Annotated in this window: 15 protein-coding genes; 10 read left to right on the plus strand and 5 right to left on the minus strand. The window is 54.9% G+C overall.

Annotated elements, in window-relative coordinates; all coding sequences use genetic code 11:
• The first annotated feature begins 111 nt into the window (after positions 1-111).
• From WCK51_13960 to WCK51_14000, 9 genes are all read left to right on the plus strand, one after another.
• Complete coding sequence (locus WCK51_13960) at positions 112-846, plus strand: electron transfer flavoprotein subunit beta/FixA family protein (GenBank protein ID MEI7577993.1); 735 nt, start codon at positions 112-114, stop codon at positions 844-846.
• On the plus strand, positions 847-1,668 hold the full coding sequence (locus WCK51_13965) for an FAD-binding protein (GenBank protein MEI7577994.1): 822 nt from the start codon (positions 847-849) through the stop codon (positions 1,666-1,668).
• Positions 1,669-1,683: 15 nt separating this feature from the next.
• Positions 1,684-2,628 (plus strand): peptidyl-prolyl cis-trans isomerase, encoded by a 945-nt coding sequence (locus tag WCK51_13970; GenBank protein MEI7577995.1) that lies wholly within the window; start codon positions 1,684-1,686, stop codon positions 2,626-2,628.
• 27 nt (positions 2,629-2,655) lie between these two features.
• Positions 2,656-3,558 (plus strand): nucleoside triphosphate pyrophosphohydrolase, encoded by a 903-nt coding sequence (gene mazG / locus WCK51_13975; GenBank protein ID MEI7577996.1) that lies wholly within the window; start codon positions 2,656-2,658, stop codon positions 3,556-3,558.
• Between the two features lie 28 nt (positions 3,559-3,586).
• Positions 3,587-5,056, plus strand: coding sequence for a flagellin (locus WCK51_13980; GenBank protein ID MEI7577997.1), 1,470 nt, complete (start codon positions 3,587-3,589; stop codon positions 5,054-5,056).
• 416 nt (positions 5,057-5,472) lie between these two features.
• Positions 5,473-5,703, plus strand: a complete 231-nt coding sequence (locus WCK51_13985) for a hypothetical protein (protein ID MEI7577998.1) — start codon at positions 5,473-5,475, stop codon at positions 5,701-5,703.
• 51 nt (positions 5,704-5,754) lie between these two features.
• Positions 5,755-6,591 carry a ParB/RepB/Spo0J family partition protein gene (locus tag WCK51_13990; protein MEI7577999.1) on the plus strand — a complete coding sequence of 279 codons (837 nt, stop codon included), beginning with the start codon at positions 5,755-5,757 and terminating at the stop codon, positions 6,589-6,591.
• Between the two features lie 17 nt (positions 6,592-6,608).
• Complete coding sequence (locus WCK51_13995) at positions 6,609-7,193, plus strand: GNAT family N-acetyltransferase (protein ID MEI7578000.1); 585 nt, start codon at positions 6,609-6,611, stop codon at positions 7,191-7,193.
• Positions 7,190-8,062, plus strand: a complete 873-nt coding sequence (locus WCK51_14000) for a nitrilase-related carbon-nitrogen hydrolase (protein ID MEI7578001.1) — start codon at positions 7,190-7,192, stop codon at positions 8,060-8,062. Before WCK51_13995 ends, WCK51_14000 begins: the two co-directional genes overlap by 4 nt.
• A gap of 133 nt (positions 8,063-8,195) precedes the next feature.
• Here the strand turns inward: WCK51_14000 and WCK51_14005 are convergent, their stop codons facing one another.
• Together WCK51_14005 and WCK51_14010 are read right to left on the minus strand one after the other, a co-directional pair.
• Positions 8,196-8,600, minus strand: coding sequence for a DUF4332 domain-containing protein (locus tag WCK51_14005; GenBank protein MEI7578002.1), 405 nt, complete (start codon positions 8,598-8,600; stop codon positions 8,196-8,198).
• A gap of 79 nt (positions 8,601-8,679) precedes the next feature.
• Positions 8,680-9,132, minus strand: a complete 453-nt coding sequence (locus tag WCK51_14010; GenBank protein ID MEI7578003.1) for a hypothetical protein — start codon at positions 9,130-9,132, stop codon at positions 8,680-8,682.
• A gap of 62 nt (positions 9,133-9,194) precedes the next feature.
• Here WCK51_14010 and WCK51_14015 point away from each other — a divergent pair, with 62 nt between their 5' ends.
• Positions 9,195-10,163 carry an SIS domain-containing protein gene (locus WCK51_14015; GenBank protein ID MEI7578004.1) on the plus strand — a complete coding sequence of 323 codons (969 nt, stop codon included), beginning with the start codon at positions 9,195-9,197 and terminating at the stop codon, positions 10,161-10,163.
• A 67-nt stretch (positions 10,164-10,230) separates the two neighbouring features.
• On the opposite strand, the gene WCK51_14020 is transcribed toward WCK51_14015, so the two are convergent.
• The 3 genes from WCK51_14020 to tkt form a co-directional block, all read right to left on the minus strand.
• Positions 10,231-10,569, minus strand: coding sequence for a four helix bundle protein (locus WCK51_14020; GenBank protein MEI7578005.1), 339 nt, complete (start codon positions 10,567-10,569; stop codon positions 10,231-10,233).
• Between the two features lie 71 nt (positions 10,570-10,640).
• Positions 10,641-12,821 carry a prolyl oligopeptidase family serine peptidase gene (locus WCK51_14025; GenBank protein MEI7578006.1) on the minus strand — a complete coding sequence of 727 codons (2,181 nt, stop codon included), beginning with the start codon at positions 12,819-12,821 and terminating at the stop codon, positions 10,641-10,643.
• Positions 12,814-14,793: a transketolase gene (gene tkt / locus WCK51_14030; protein ID MEI7578007.1), complete on the minus strand. Its 1,980-nt coding sequence runs from the start codon at positions 14,791-14,793 to the stop codon at positions 12,814-12,816. The genes WCK51_14025 and tkt overlap by 8 nt, the downstream gene beginning before the upstream one ends.
• Positions 14,794-14,800 lie beyond the last annotated feature (7 nt).

A 14,800-nucleotide genomic window follows, 5' to 3' on the forward strand; every position in this document is an offset into this window, starting at 1 on the left:
ATCGGGTCTCAAGTCAACAGTTGGCTCTTTGGACGCAGAGCTAGCTTCATGGTTGAACGACATCCACCGGGTCCGTCAACAAGTTCACCCGGTAAACTCTTAGATACATTTATGAAGGTGTTAGTCCCCATCAAGCGCGTTGTGGACCCGTACGCAAAGGTGCGTCCCCTTGCCGATGGCAGCGGAGTCGATACAACGGGTGCTAAGTTCGAGATCAATCCTTTTGACGAGATTGCGGTTGAGGAGGCCGTTCGGCAGAAAGAGAAAGGCGCGGTGACGGAGATTGTGGTGGTTTCCATCGGAACCTCGGCGTCCGAAGAGCAGCTCCGAAAGGCGCTCGCGATTGGCGCGGATCGAGCGATTTTGGTCGAAACCGACGCAGTTCTGGATTCTCCGGGGATCGCTTCCCTTCTCAAGGAAGTCGTGGAGGCGGAGCAACCACAACTCGTCATGATGGGCAAGCAAGCAACGGATGATGATAACAACCAGGCCGGACAGATGCTCGCAGCGAAGCTAGGTTGGGGACAGGCGACCTTCGCGGCCAAAGTTGAGCTAGGCGCAAACGCGACAGTCACCAGAGAGACCGACACCGGGGAGCAAACTCTCCAACTTGCTTACCCATGCCTGATCACCACTGATCTGCGGCTCAACGAGCCGAGGTACGTCGCACTTCCGGGAATCATCAAGGCGCGGTCCAAGCCTCTCGAGAAGCGAGCGCCAGGATCCGTTCCAAGCTTAAAGACAAAAACGATTGGAGTTGAACTTCCTGCGGCAAGACCGCCCGGACGAAAGGTCGACTCCGTTGAAGAGCTCGCTTCGGCCATCAAAGAGCGAGGTGGACTCTAAATGAAACTACTTCTAATCGCCTTTTCGGAGTCAGACGCCGCCCAAAGCGGCGGGTTCGTACATGCACTTGGACTCGAAGCTGACACCATTCTGGTGACTAGCCAACCCGCCGACTCATTCGCGGCGTCGCTTGCGGAGAAGGCGAAGGGGTACACCCACATCGCCGCAGTTTCGTCCATGCAAAGCAAGGACGCGCTGGCTTATCTCGCCGGACTGCTCGACTGCGCGATGGTGACCGACGTGATCGGCATTCACTCGCCAGCAAGCTTTAAGCGACCGATTTTTGCGGGTTCAATGATCGCAACTGTTGAGACAGAGGGACAAGTCGTCATCACGTTCCGGCCCAGCGGATTTGAAAAGCTCGGAGGACCTAGCGCGGCCGCGTTCGACGCAACAAGCGCGAGCAAAGCGACTGTTCTGAACGAGGCCAAGCGCGGAACCGGCCGACCTGACCTTAGCTCCGCCAAAATCGTCGTTTCGGGAGGGCGTCCTCTGAAGACTGCCGAGCAATTCGAAGCCGTTATCGGCGGCTTTGCCGACGCTCTCGGAGCCTCGGTAGGTGCGACTCGTGCGGCCGTAGACAGCGGAATCGCACCCAATGAACTCCAGGTCGGTCAGACCGGAAAGGTCGTCGCTCCAGACCTCTACATTGCCGCCGGAATCAGCGGGTCGACTCAGCACATGGCAGGAATCAAGGACTCCAAGCTGATCGTCGCGATCAACACGGACGCCAATGCCCCGATCTTCGAAGCCGCCGACCTCGGGTTGGTCGGGGATCTTTATCAAGTGCTTCCGGAACTTCAAAACCTGCTGAAGCAGTAACCGTCAAAACTAAGCATGAAAGCAATTCTTCTCGCCGCCACACTATTCGCCACAACCCTTGGACATGCGCAAAGTGAAACGATGATCGAAATCAATGGCGAGAAGGTCTCCCGCTCTGAGTATGTTCGCCGGATGGAGTACCTCCCGGGAATTGGGAAAGCCACACGGGACGGGAACTTTGTCGAGGTCTTCCCTGGTCTCGCTGCCGTTGACTTCATCATCAATGAGCGACTGACCTTGCAGCTCGCCAAAGAGCGAGGTGTGGAACCGACGCCTGCCGAAGTGGATGCAGAGCTGGCGATGATCCAACGCCGCGAGCCTGGGCTTCTGGAGAGATTCATGAGTACGGGTCGAACCAAAGACGAGTACCGCGCAGTTGTCAAGTTCAATCTTGCCCAGTTCAGACTTCAAACTGAAGGCGTTCTTGTTACCGACACTGAGGTGAAGAACCTGTACGATTTGGCAAAAGACGTCCGATTCACCCGGCCCCCAATGGTTCGGCTGCGGGTGATTGCAGTGAATACGGAGGCAGAATCGAAGGAAGTTGACGCTGAGTTGAAGGCAGGAAAGACCTTTGCCGCAACCGCAACTTTGTTTAGCAAAGATGTTTCGAGCCGGGCAGGTGGAATGTACGGCGATATTCCGCTGGAGCAGCTCAGCGCAAACGTCAAGGACGCGGTCACCAAGCTGAAAAAGGGTGATATGACCGCTTGGCTCAAAAGTAGCGACACGCTTCTCGCGAAGTTCTTTGTGGAGGAAGTGTTTGCCCGCACCACCCGGCCGCTCGATGCGGATTTGAAGGAAGACCTTCGGCGAGAACTCCTCGTTCGCAAGGGGACTGGTAAGAACGACGTTTCCAAGCTTTTGAAAGAAGCTCGCCAAAAAGCAGACATCAAGATTGCTTCGCCTGAGTTCGAAAAAGCTTACAAGGATTCAATTCTTGATAAGAAACCTGGCTAGTGACTCGAAGGGCTAAACTGGTTGCCGATGCTCGTCCTTGATTGGCCTACTTCTGAACCGATTCCGTACGGCGCTTTCGGCGTAGGAATTGCAGAGTTACCGGAGTATCCAGGCTCGGATCACATCTCTAAAGACGCTATCATCTTTGTCCCGGCGAATCAGCCGTTCGTAAAGCTCAGCATCATCATGGACCTGCTTCTTGGTCCACACGGATGCCCCTGGGACCGCGAGCAGACCCACTCAACTCTTAAGAATTATCTCCTCGAAGAAGCCTACGAGACGATCGAAGCTATCGATCAGAACGACCCGGAAGCGCTCGCCGAGGAGCTAGGAGACCTGATTCTCCAGCCGGTTTTCCATATGCGTCTAGCCGAGCGAGCTGGCTCGTTCAGGTTCGATGAACCCCTCAAACGCATCAGCGACAAGCTGATCCGCCGTCACCCCCATGTCTTCGGAGAAACTCTGGTGGCCGACTCTGATGAGGTTCTGAAGAACTGGGACAAGATCAAACAAACCGAGAAATCTCAGTCCATTCTTGCTGGAGTCCCCCAAGCGCTACCAGCGTTAGCCCGAGCTCACGAAGTGAGCAAACGAGCTGCTCGTGCCGGGTTTGAATGGCCCGATTTTGAAGGTGTTCTCGAAAAAGTCCACGAAGAAGTCGCCGAACTCAAAGAAGCAGTGACGAGTGGCAACAATGAGGATATCCGTGACGAGATCGGAGACTTGCTCTTCACGATTGTGAATATCGCTCGATGGCAGAAAGTCGACGCCGAAGATGCCCTGCGCGTCATGCTGAACCGCTTCCAGTCCCGATTCCAGTCGATGGAAGAAGCGTCTTCAAAGCCCCTTCAGGACTTATCCGCGCAGGAGTGGGACGACCTTTGGAACCAGGCTAAAGAAAGCCAGAAACAAGCCGACTTATACCCTTGAGGACCGTATTTTTACGGGGTCAAACCGCTTGAGTTTTCGCATCAATCACAACACCAACGCCCTTGGAGTCCAGGGACAACTCGATAAGGTCAACCAGAAACTAACCAACTCGACCAGCCGCCTGAGCTCGGGACTCCGGATCAATCGCGTCGCCGATGACCCAGGCGTAGCAATCAGCGCGGACAACATACGCACCAAGCTCAAAGCCCTCGAAAACGTCAACCAGAACGCCCAGGACGCGATCAATATGTCCAAGTCGGTCGACGCAGCTCTTGGCGAAGTTAGCCGACTGCTCAACCAAGGCCGCTCGATTGCGGTTCAGGCTGGCAACACTGCGGCTCTCAGCACCACTCAGCTTCAAGCGCTTAACGACGAAATCACCGCGATCATTGGAAGCATCGACCGGGTCGCGACGGGAACTAAATGGGGTTCCAAGAATATCCTGGATGGCACCGCTAGTGCCGATGTCGCGATCACGAGAGCGACTGCGACAACTGGAATCAACTTGCAGGGCAGACTTGCCAGCGTTCCCCTTGCTGCCGGGCTCATCACGCTGACGCAGACAGTCGTGGCGTACAACGAACGGATTGACAACGACGTGACTTATGCCTCGCCGAATTCACCGGTTCCTGGTGGAGCGATTAGCATCAACGGTGTCTCTTTCAGCGTCGATCCGGCCTCTGATACGATTCAGTCGGTTGTGGATCGCCTCAACGCAGCCGCGAGCCAGACCGGAGTTCAGGCAACGTTGGCCGGACCTGGTGGAGCACAATATGTCCGGCTAGACTCGATCCAACCCGGCTCTAGATTCCCGGTCAACCTCCTCGATTCGTCAGGCATCCTGAACACAGTTCCAAGCCCCGCTAAGACCGTCGTGGGGGCAGATGCGGTTGCGACTGCCCGGATTCCGGTGGAAGGCACCCCTGGGTATCAAGACGTTGAGTTTAAAGGCGGACGCCTTCAAGGACAAAGTGGCCTTTACTTGACGGATTCCGAAGGTAACTCGATCATGATGGGTGTCGAAAACGGGACAGCGGCTCTTCTTGGCGGAGTCTCGATTGCTCAAATTTCGCTTGGAAATCAGACGAGATTCCAAGTGGGAACTGACGCTGGAGACATGCTGGGAATGGTTCTCGGAGACACCAGAGCAAGCAAGCTCGCAGCCAGCACCATCGTCGGCAAGTCGCTCTCCTCAATCGACATCACATCGTCAGGAGGTCCGCAAGAAGCGATGCAACTCTTCGATGCCGCCATGAGCGAGGTTAACTCGCTTCGAGGGCGCATCGGCGCGTTTCAGACGCACACCTTGGAATCACGAAGCCGTTCATTGGCAGTGTTGAACGAGACATTGAGTTCGGCGCAGAGCGACTTGATTGACACTGACGTGGCCACGGAGATGACTGAGTTCACGAAGAACCAGCTCATCCAGCAAACCGGAATCGCAATTCTGAGTCAGGCGAATCAGATGCCTCAGCAGATTCTTAGATTGCTGGAGTAATCTGCACCCAGATTCCAATGCTCAGTTGTCTCGTCATCGGTTCACTTCTCCTCGTAGATCAACAAATTTGGAAACCCTCTGAACACCTTGGGAAATCGCCAAGGCAAGTCGTTACTTTAGGGGTGGAAAGGTGGCTAGAATTGAGGGCAGAAAAGCGAGGAAACCTGCACTTTGGGGAAGAAATTGATGAGTATGCTTGGGCTCTCCGGCTCGACAATCATCAGATACTGAAGACTTTCTCGAAAGACCGCAAAGTTTGGATTGAAAAAGGGGAAAAACTAGCCCACGACTTAGCTTCCGAATGCAATTCGATCGGTCCGTTGCTTTTTTCTGGGACACGGTGGAGGACCGAAGTTTATTCTAATCACTACCACGCCGATCTCGCGGTTCGCCGGTGGATTAGTCAACGGCCTCCGATGAGTGAATTGGTCAAATCTCCCAGCACCACTTTTGAACGAACCGCTAAAGAGGCCAAGACCATGTCGGCTGACGAGTTCACAACCTCGAACCCAAAGGAGGTAGCTGAAGCCAGAAAGGGCCTCATCAAGGCCCATCAGTGGCTTGTCAAACACACTAAAACAGGTTCTAAGATGGACGCACAGGTAACGGCGATCTTTTTGAACTCACTTGGAATTTTTGGGGAATGAATCATCCCGGCACTGTTCATCACTTCTGCGACATAATCTAGCTTCAACAATATGGCGAGAGGAGTTGGTAAGGGGTTGAGTCAGATGGTGTCAGGGGGCGATGATGTTCGCGTGACGGACCTGCTCGTCAGCCAAATCGTTCCAAACCAACGACAGCCGAGGCGATACTTCGACGAGGACGCGCTCGAAGAGCTCGCAGATTCGATCCGAGTGCACGGCGTACTCCAACCCATTTTGGTCCGGCCCCTCGGCAAAGACAAGTACGAGCTGATCGCTGGTGAGCGTCGGTGGCGTGCGTCCCAGCTCGCTGGGCTCAAGCAAGTTCCGGCGTTTATCAAGTCGGCGGCCGGGCAGGAGTCGCTAGAACTTGCGATTATCGAAAACGTCCAACGTGAAGACATTTCGGCGTTTGAGTCCGCTCTGGCTTACCGCGCGCTCAGCGACGAGTTTGGCCTGAATCAGGAAGAAATCGCGATTCGAGTTGGAAAGACTCGCTCGTCGATCAGCAACACTCTTCGCCTTCTCAAACTCCCCGAGGAGATTCTTCAAGGCCTCCAGGAAGCCGTCATCACCGAAGGGCACGCGCGGGCGCTTCTCGCCTTACCAACCGCAGAGAAACAGCTTGCAGTGTACGAGCTGATCCTCGTCAAAGGACTTAGCGTAAGGGATGTTGAGAGGCTGTGCAAGCAACCTGACGATGCTCCCAAGCCACCCAAAAAGGCGGAACAGAAGGACACGTATACGAAGCAGCTTGAATCTGCTCTGAGCGAGCGCACCGCGCTGCCGACCAAACTCAGCCGCGACGGTGACAAAGGCAAACTCACTATTGAGTTCTTCTCGGACGATGATCTCCAGCGCATCCTCGACCTCCTCGGAATTCAGCTTTGACCTGGCAAGTTGAACCCATGGAGCAACGGCACCTGGACGGAGTCGTGGAACTTCAAGCAAGTTGCTTTCCTCCCCCTTTTGATCCGGACCTGCTGTGGAAACGGGAGCATGTGGAACGACACCTTGAGCTTTTCCCACAAGGGCAGTTCGTGGCGACGTCCCAGGGGAAGGTCATTGCGAGTTGCAGTAACACGCTAATATCAGAGCAGAACTGGCTGGCCCATCGATCCTGGGATGAAACCGTGGGAGGCTACTTTCTTTCCAGTTTCGATCGAAGCGGGAACACCCTTTACGGCCTTGATATCTCGGTCCACCCAGATTTCCGCCGCCAGGGGGTTGCTCGTGGGCTTTACAAAGCTCGTTTTGACTTGGTCAGAGGTCCTATTTTGCGATATGGCACCGCCTGCCGCTTGCCCGATTTCAGCCATAATCACTTCCCTACTCCCGAACACTTCGCGATGGCCGTTGTGGCTGGAGAGGCACAGGACCGGACGCTCACTCCGCTTCTGAAGATAGGCATGACAATGACTGATGTGCTCACAAACTACATGGATGATCCTGAATCTGGCAACGCGGCTGCCCTTCTGGAGTGGCGACCTTGACCGTTCGCGCAGCTGTCGCCAATTGGAAAATCCAGCCGTTGCGGAGTGACTCAGCGTTTTGGAATCACGGCCAGCAGTTCCTGATCGAGGCCGACGACCGCAATGCCCAACTAGTTGTCCTTCCCGAGATGTTCTGCCTCGAGTTGCTGCAGCTAGCTCCCCAGGTACGCGCCGAGGACGCGCCGAAGTATCTCATCCAATATGCCGATGCCATCGAAGACTGGCTCAGCCGGATGTCCCAAAACTCGGGAATGGTGATTGTGGGCGGTTCCCACTTGCGCGAGCTGGATGGTGAGGTCCTCAATATCAGCGCGATCGCTTATCCCGACGGCTCACTCTTTTTTCAGCAAAAGAACAAACTGACGGTTTACGAGCGAAGCGACTGGAGAATCTCGGGTGGAACCGGTTTGCAACCACTTCCCGGGAATCTGGGAGTCAGTGTCTGTTACGACTCCGAGTTCCCGGAGGGACCGCGCAAGTTAGCCGAAGACGGCATGCTGATCCACGCCGTGCCTGCTTGGACGGAGACTCGGCGAGGCTTTCAAAGGGTCCGCTGGTCTTGCCAAGCGCGCGCGGTTGAGAACCAAGTGTTCGTTTTACACTCCTCGCTTGTCGGCGACATCGGACGAGAACCCATTCCGGAAAGCTACGGATCAAGCGCGATCATCGCGCCGAGCATGGCACCGTTCCCGATGGAAGCCGTTCTCGCAGAAACTCCCTTGAACGAAGACGCCTTGGTCGTCGAAAACCTCGATATTGACGCACTTTTTGCCAGCCGGAACGAAGGCGAGGTCACGAACTGGAAAGATCGTGACCCCGCTTGTTGGGTTCTGGGCGAACGACCGAAGGGTCGCGCACCCTGGCAGTAACTCCCTAGAATGCGGGGCTTCAGCGCCGCTCCTACCTCCGGGATTTAGTACAGAGAAGAGTCTCTTCGATTCAACGGCGGTGACAGCCACCTCACTAGAGCGGTGCTACAGCACACCGAATCTATACTCGAAATCAGTGTGTAACGATCCGCGGAAGGCTCTTAGCCTCTTCAACCCACTTTTCGACTTCCGATTCTGATGGAACTCGGTTTGCAAGATTCTTTTCGGCGTTTACTTCGGCCATCTTTGCGGCGAGGTTGGTCGCATTTCGCTGAGCAAGCTCAGGAACGGTATCAACTCCCGAAGCTTCGAGTAGCTCTGAGAACTGACCTGCAACACCCTTGATGCGGAACAAGTCTGCGTGATTGACCCAGGTGAGAATCTTCCCGCCATCAATTCCGGTCTTCTCTTCAATCGCTTTTCGACCTGCAGCCGATGCGCCCTGCTCAAGAAGAGCCTCAACGGTCTTAATGCCAGCAGCTTCGAGCTTCTCGCCGAATGCCGGGCCGATGCCTTCGATATCTTGAATGTTAGCCATGCGTTCCTAGTTTGTGGGCGGCATTCGCCGCACTTCACAAACATTCTAACCCCAAAACAGGCCGGGTGCAAGGGAGAGACTAGGACTTCGTGTAGCTGATTAGCGTAACCTTGACTTTTGCCCCATTTCCTGCGGGTTCGGCAATCACGATGACGCTGCCATTGGCCTTGGTCATGCCCATGCTGGTTCCAACCCCTTTGGCGTCGGTCTTACCGTCTCCAAGTTCCTTTTTGTAGAACTCGGTGACCTTCTTTGAATCATCTTTGGTGGTGAACTGCACAACAAATTTTGTTCCTCCGTCGCCACGCTTGAACACCTCGGCACTGGTTTCAGCGGCGCTAGGGTAGGTACGGAGTTGATGATTCGTTTCGAGGTCGGCCAGAGAAGTCTTGGAGTCGAGTTTTACTTCTTCCGGGCGATCCACCGTGGAGCTGAGCTCCGGGGGCTGGTTCATCGCCACTGCCTTCGGTTCCTCTTTTGAGCAACCTATGAGAGTGATCAAGACAACGAGAACGGCGAATCTTTGCAGCACTCTATAAGTTTGTCATACCTCTCAATCGATTGTCTGGTGAGCGGGTTTGGTAACCTCTCTGAGTGGGAAACGGGTTATTGAGTTTAGGCGCGCTGATGGAGCAAGAGATTCGAGAGCAGCCTGCTCTTCTATCAGAAAATTCCGAATCGTATCTGTCTCAATTCAAAACCATTTTTTCTGATTCAGCCCCTTATGACATGGTGTTGCTGGCGGCTCGCGGATCGTCTGACAACGCCGCACTCTACGCACGGTATCTCATCGAAATTCATCTTGGAATTCCGGTGTCGCTCGCCGCTCCATCGGTCATTACTCGCTACAATTCCCAACTTCGATTTCCTGGGCGAACGCTTGCCATTGGGATCAGTCAAAGCGGAGCAGCACCGGATGTTGCTGAGTTTCTTGCCTACATGAACGAGCAAGGCCATACGACTTTGGGAATCACCAACACGGCAGATTCTCGGCTGACTAGAACTGCGTCGTCTTCGGTTCTTTTGTCGGTAGCCAAGGAGAACTCGGTTGCAGCAACAAAGACCTACTCGGCAACGCTGTGCGCTCTGTACCAAATGGTCCGGGCTTTGGGTGGGACTCTGGGCGAGCTTCCGATACCTGACGATACTTGGCTGGAGAAATGTCACGACGACGCTCTTATAGCCAGCGGCCCCGTCAACCGTTGCAACCCGGTCTTCGCGCTAGCGCGTGGCTATGGTTTCTGCACGGCGCTGGAGACGGCCCTAAAGCTGATGGAGTGTGCCCTTGTTGCCTGCAAAGCCTACTCTGCCGCCGACTTCGAGCACGGCCCGAAGGCCCTCGCTGGTCATGGCTCCACCGCGATCAGCTACTTTGGCTCAATGCCTGGACTTAGAGATCAAGGCTGCGAGATTATTGAAGTCGATGCGCCCGATGTCCCAGCCCCAGCGGCACCTATTTGGGACATCATTTTCGGCCAGTGGTTGGCATTGCATGTGGCTCGCTCGCGTGGGCTCAATCCGGATCAGGCACGCCACCTGAATAAGGTCACTGAAACTCTTTGAGGGCTATTCGCTGTTGGCTATTGGCTATTGGCTATTGGCTATTCGCTGTTCGCTGTTCGCAATTCGGTCAGTTTGGCTTCGCGTTTAGCTTTTGAATGAACCTGTACAGCATTTTCGAGACTCGATCCAGCAGTTCGTCTGCTTTCTCTGTTTCTGAAACCATTCCCAAGTACCGGGCAATCTCTAATAGGCTTTGACACTCTCGAGTGGAGCCTTGGGCGATTTTGAGGAATCTGGCAAAGTCAGGGTCTGATCCGCGCCCGTGGCCCTCGGCGATGTTCGATGAGATCGAGACTGCCGCCCGAGTTAGCTGAGAGCGGATGCCAAATTTCTCGGTTTCCGGAAGCTCAGCGGCAACAAGATAAATCTCCCCGGCGGCATCCCTTGCCACCTTCCAAATCTCCAACTCTCGAAAATCAGCCGTACTTCACCTCATAAAACGAACAACGAACGACGAATAGCGAAAAGCCAACAGCCCTACTCCGACAACTTTTCCCAAAGATATTTGGCAACCGTCGACATGACATGCGGTCGCGAGGTGTCCTTTGAGATCGAGTGGTCGTCTCGGGGATAGGTCATGAGGTCGAAGTGTGAGCCGGCATCGATGAGCTTTTGCTGGAGCCGAGCGGTGTCTTGGTACAGCACGTTGTCATCCAACATTCCGTGAACCAAGAGCAGGTTATCTTTGAGCCCGTTCTGCGCGTTGTACACCGGCGAGGTTTTCTCAAAGATCTTGTCTTTATCATCCTTCACTAGGCCGAGTCGGCGGCGCGTGTACCACTCGTTGTAGCTCTTCCAGTCGGTCACCGACGCCACTGCAACTCCGGTGTGGAATTCACCAGGCTTGGTCAGCAGGGTCATACAGGTGAGGAAGCCACCGTAGCTCCAGCCCCAGATTCCAACCCGATCTGGCTTGACGTAGCCGGTGGAAACGAGGAACTTCTTGGCGTCAACCGCTTCTTCCACGTCGATGATTCCCATTTTCTTGTAGTAACCACCATTGAAGTCGCCGTCGTAGCCCCAACTCGAACGGAAATCGACACAGAGCACGACGAAGTCCATGTTCATCGCCATGTAATTCTCCATCCACCCGCCCCAGCCACTTTTGGCGCTGTCTGCATAGATGTTGCTGAGCACTGCCGGATGCTTCTTGGTCAGATCCAGTCCTGGACGAGTAAACATCACCCCTCGAATCATGCGACCATCGGAAGTTGGGAAGGTCACCTCTTTGGTATCTGCCCACTGAATCTTCTTGAACTCAGAGAGCTGTGAGACGGTGATTCGCTTCTGAACTGGCTCAACTGCGTACAGTTCGTTGTTGAGGTTCCGCGCCGAAGCCATCGTCGCAATCCTCTTTCCGTCCTCACTTACGAATGGAAGCTCGGCCCAGTTGAAGCCCTTTTGGGTGGATTGTCCACCAGGAATCACGACGTGCTCTTTGCGCTTTCCGTCCGGTTCCTGAACGACAATCTCTGTGGTCAGCGGGCTCTTTGAAGCGGTGACTAGAATCAGGCGGTCCGAGTTCTTAGGTCGCATCCAATTCCCTACGTCGTGGAGTTCAAAATAGACTGGTTTGATCTCCGATCCGTCAGGATTCATCTTGTAAACCGCACGGTTTGTCAGCTTTCCGTCACGAATATCGGTTCCGAAAAGAATCTGCTTCGAGTCCTTCGTCCAGGCAATATCCCGCCAGTCGTTGATCGTATTCGCCGGAGCTTCTTCTTTGTAGATGTCCTTCTTTTCCGCTGTCTCAGGGTCGATGACCGAGATGGTGTACTTCATGAAATCGTCGCTGATCCATGCCACAGCGAGCTTGGAACCGTCCGGCGACCATGAGAATCCTTTGACCCAGATGTACCGAGGGATGTCCTTGACGAACTTGATGACTCCGCCGTCTGCAGAGACCACACCGATCTGATTATCAACTGGAGTATCGCCGTTCCACATCCGGGTGATCGGGACAACCGTCGCCCGATCCTTCGAAAAGTCCATCATTTGATGACTACCCATCTTGCTGCTGTCACCCCAAACCACGCCTAGGTATTTGCCGTTCGAAGAAAACTCGAACTGGTCGATACTGGTTCGCGGCTTGCCGAGAAACGTCAGCTGCTTGGTGAAACCGGTCTTGCGGTCCATTCGGAAAACGTTCGTGCCATTGCTGTAAGCAAACGACTTACCGTCCTCGGTGTATTGGGGTCCGCCGACGCTACTGGATCCATCAACAAGTGGGCGAAGTTTAGAGCCGTCCGGCTCGCAGAGCCAGGTTCGGCCCTTGTATGAGAACATCAGCTCGCCGCTGTCCGGTGCCCACTGAGCTCCACTAATACCTCCATCGTAAAGTGCTGATTCAGACTTTTCTTGCTCCGTCCGAGTGTCGTCCTGCCGAGGAAGCTCCATGATCTTGGCGGCCTCTACGATCATCTTCGGCTTGCCATTCGGAAAGTCAACGACGTACAGATCCAGCTTCCGGATTCCTGTCTGGTTCCAGCCGAAGGCGATCTTGGAGCCATCGGGCGACATTGAGGGGGCCGCTGGCGAACGCCCATTGATCAGCGGATATTGATATAGGCGTTGCAACGAGATTTCCGTCGTAGGCAAGTCTTTGCCCAACGCGATCCCGCAAACCATCAAACCTGCCAACCAAAGAACCTTACGCATTCATCAACTCCTGTGCAACCTTTACAACATTCTTAACCGTGAACCCAAACTCCTCAAACAGGGCGGGAGCCGGACCACTTACGCCAAAGGTATCGATCGAAACCTGCGCGTCAGAATACTTTGCCCAGCCAAATGAAGTTCCTGCCTCAACGCTGACCGTCTTCACGCCCTTCGGCAAGACTTCCCGCTTGTAACTGCCCTCCTGTCGCTCGAACAAGAAGTGACTTGGCATACTCACAACCCTTGTCGGAATGCCTGCCGCCTCAAGCTCCTTCTGAGCACCGAGACAGAGCTGAACTTCGCTACCAGTTCCGACGAGAATCATCTTAACTTCACCACTTGCTTCGGAAAGAACGTAAGCGCCCTTTTCCGCCGGGTGGTTCTTGACGTCCGCCGGGGTTACAGCGGGAAGGTTTTGACGGGATAGAACCAGCAGAGTCGGAGTGTGTTGGCTCTCCATCGCAACCTTATAGCCAGCCGAAGTTTCGTTGCCATCAGCCGGGCGAAAGGTGTTGAGATTCGGGATGGCGCGCATGGCGGCTAAGTGCTCAACTGGTTGGTGGGTTGGACCGTCTTCCCCGAGGCCGATTGAATCGTGGGTGAAGACGAACAGCGATGGGCACTCCATCAGCGCGGCGAGCCGAATCGAAGGCCGGCAGTAGTCGGTGAACTGCAAGAAAGAGCTGGAGATCGCCTTCAATCCATGAAGCTGCATCCCGTTCGAGGCCGCCGCCATTGCGTGCTCTCGCACGCCGAAACAGAAGTTTCGTCCAGTCAGATTGTTCTTCTGAAACGGAGTTTCGCCGTGGATGTGAGTGAAAGTCGATTCAGCAAGATCTGCTGAGCCTCCCATGAGTGAAGGGATGACCTTTCCGAGTGCGGCGAGAACCGCCTCGCCGTTCTTACGGGTCGCCATCGCGTCGGTGAACGATGGCAAAACATCCTCCCAGCCTGCCGGTAGCGAGCCGTCAATGATGTGGCGTAGCTCGGCAGCCTCTGCAGGGTATTCCGCGGTGTAAGCGAGGAACCTTGCCTCCCAGTCCGCAACTCTCACCTCGCCCGGAGCGGTCGCATCCATGGCAAGAGCAACGTCTGACGGAACGTAGAAATCAGGCTCAAGCGGAATTCCGAGGGCCTCCTTGGTGAGTTTAAGTTCGTCGGGACCCAGGGGCGAACCGTGTACTTTCGCTGAACCAGCTTTGTTGGGTGATCCGTAGCCAATTGTGGTCTTGACCATTATCAGGGAAGGGCGGTCACTGACGCGCCGAGCTTCGTCAATGCCTTCCGCAACAGAGTCCGCCTCGTGACCATCAACCTCAGTGACGTGCCAACCAAAAGCTTGGAACCGTTGCTCAACGTCCTCCGTGAACGCCAACTTGGTCGAGCCATCAATGGAAATCATGTTGTCGTCATAGAGATAAATCAGCTTTCCGAGGCCGAGGTGACCAGCCATCGAACCCGCCTCGCTCGAGATCCCTTCCATCAGGTCACCGTCGGAGACAATCGCGTAGGTGTAGTGGTTGATGATGTCGTGCCCCGGCCGGTTGTACTTTGCGGCAAGGTGGGCTTCAGCGATTGCCATACCCACACCGTGTGCAAAACCTTGTCCGAGAGGACCAGTTGCCATCTCAACTCCGGGAGTCAAAGTGTTTTCCGGGTGTCCTGGGGTGCGGCTATGAGGTTGTCGGAATTGCTTCAGATCCTCGATGGTCAGGTCATAGCCGGTCAGGTGCAAAAGCGAGTAAATCAGCATCGAACCGTGGCCCGCGGAAAGGATGAATCGGTCTCGATCAAACCACTTAGGATGCTTCGGGCTGTGCTTCAGATACCTGTTCCAGAGGGTGAATGCCATGGGCGCCGCCCCCAGCGGGAGGCCCGGATGCCCAGAGTTGGCCTTTTGCACACCGTCGATGGAGAGCCCCCGAATGGTATTGATACACTTTTCGGTCAGCACAGGATCAGCAACTTTCACAGCGTAA

It is taken from the genome of Armatimonadota bacterium (genome assembly GCA_037138755.1).
Taxonomy (GTDB): domain Bacteria; phylum Armatimonadota; class Fimbriimonadia; order Fimbriimonadales; family Fimbriimonadaceae; genus Fimbriimonas.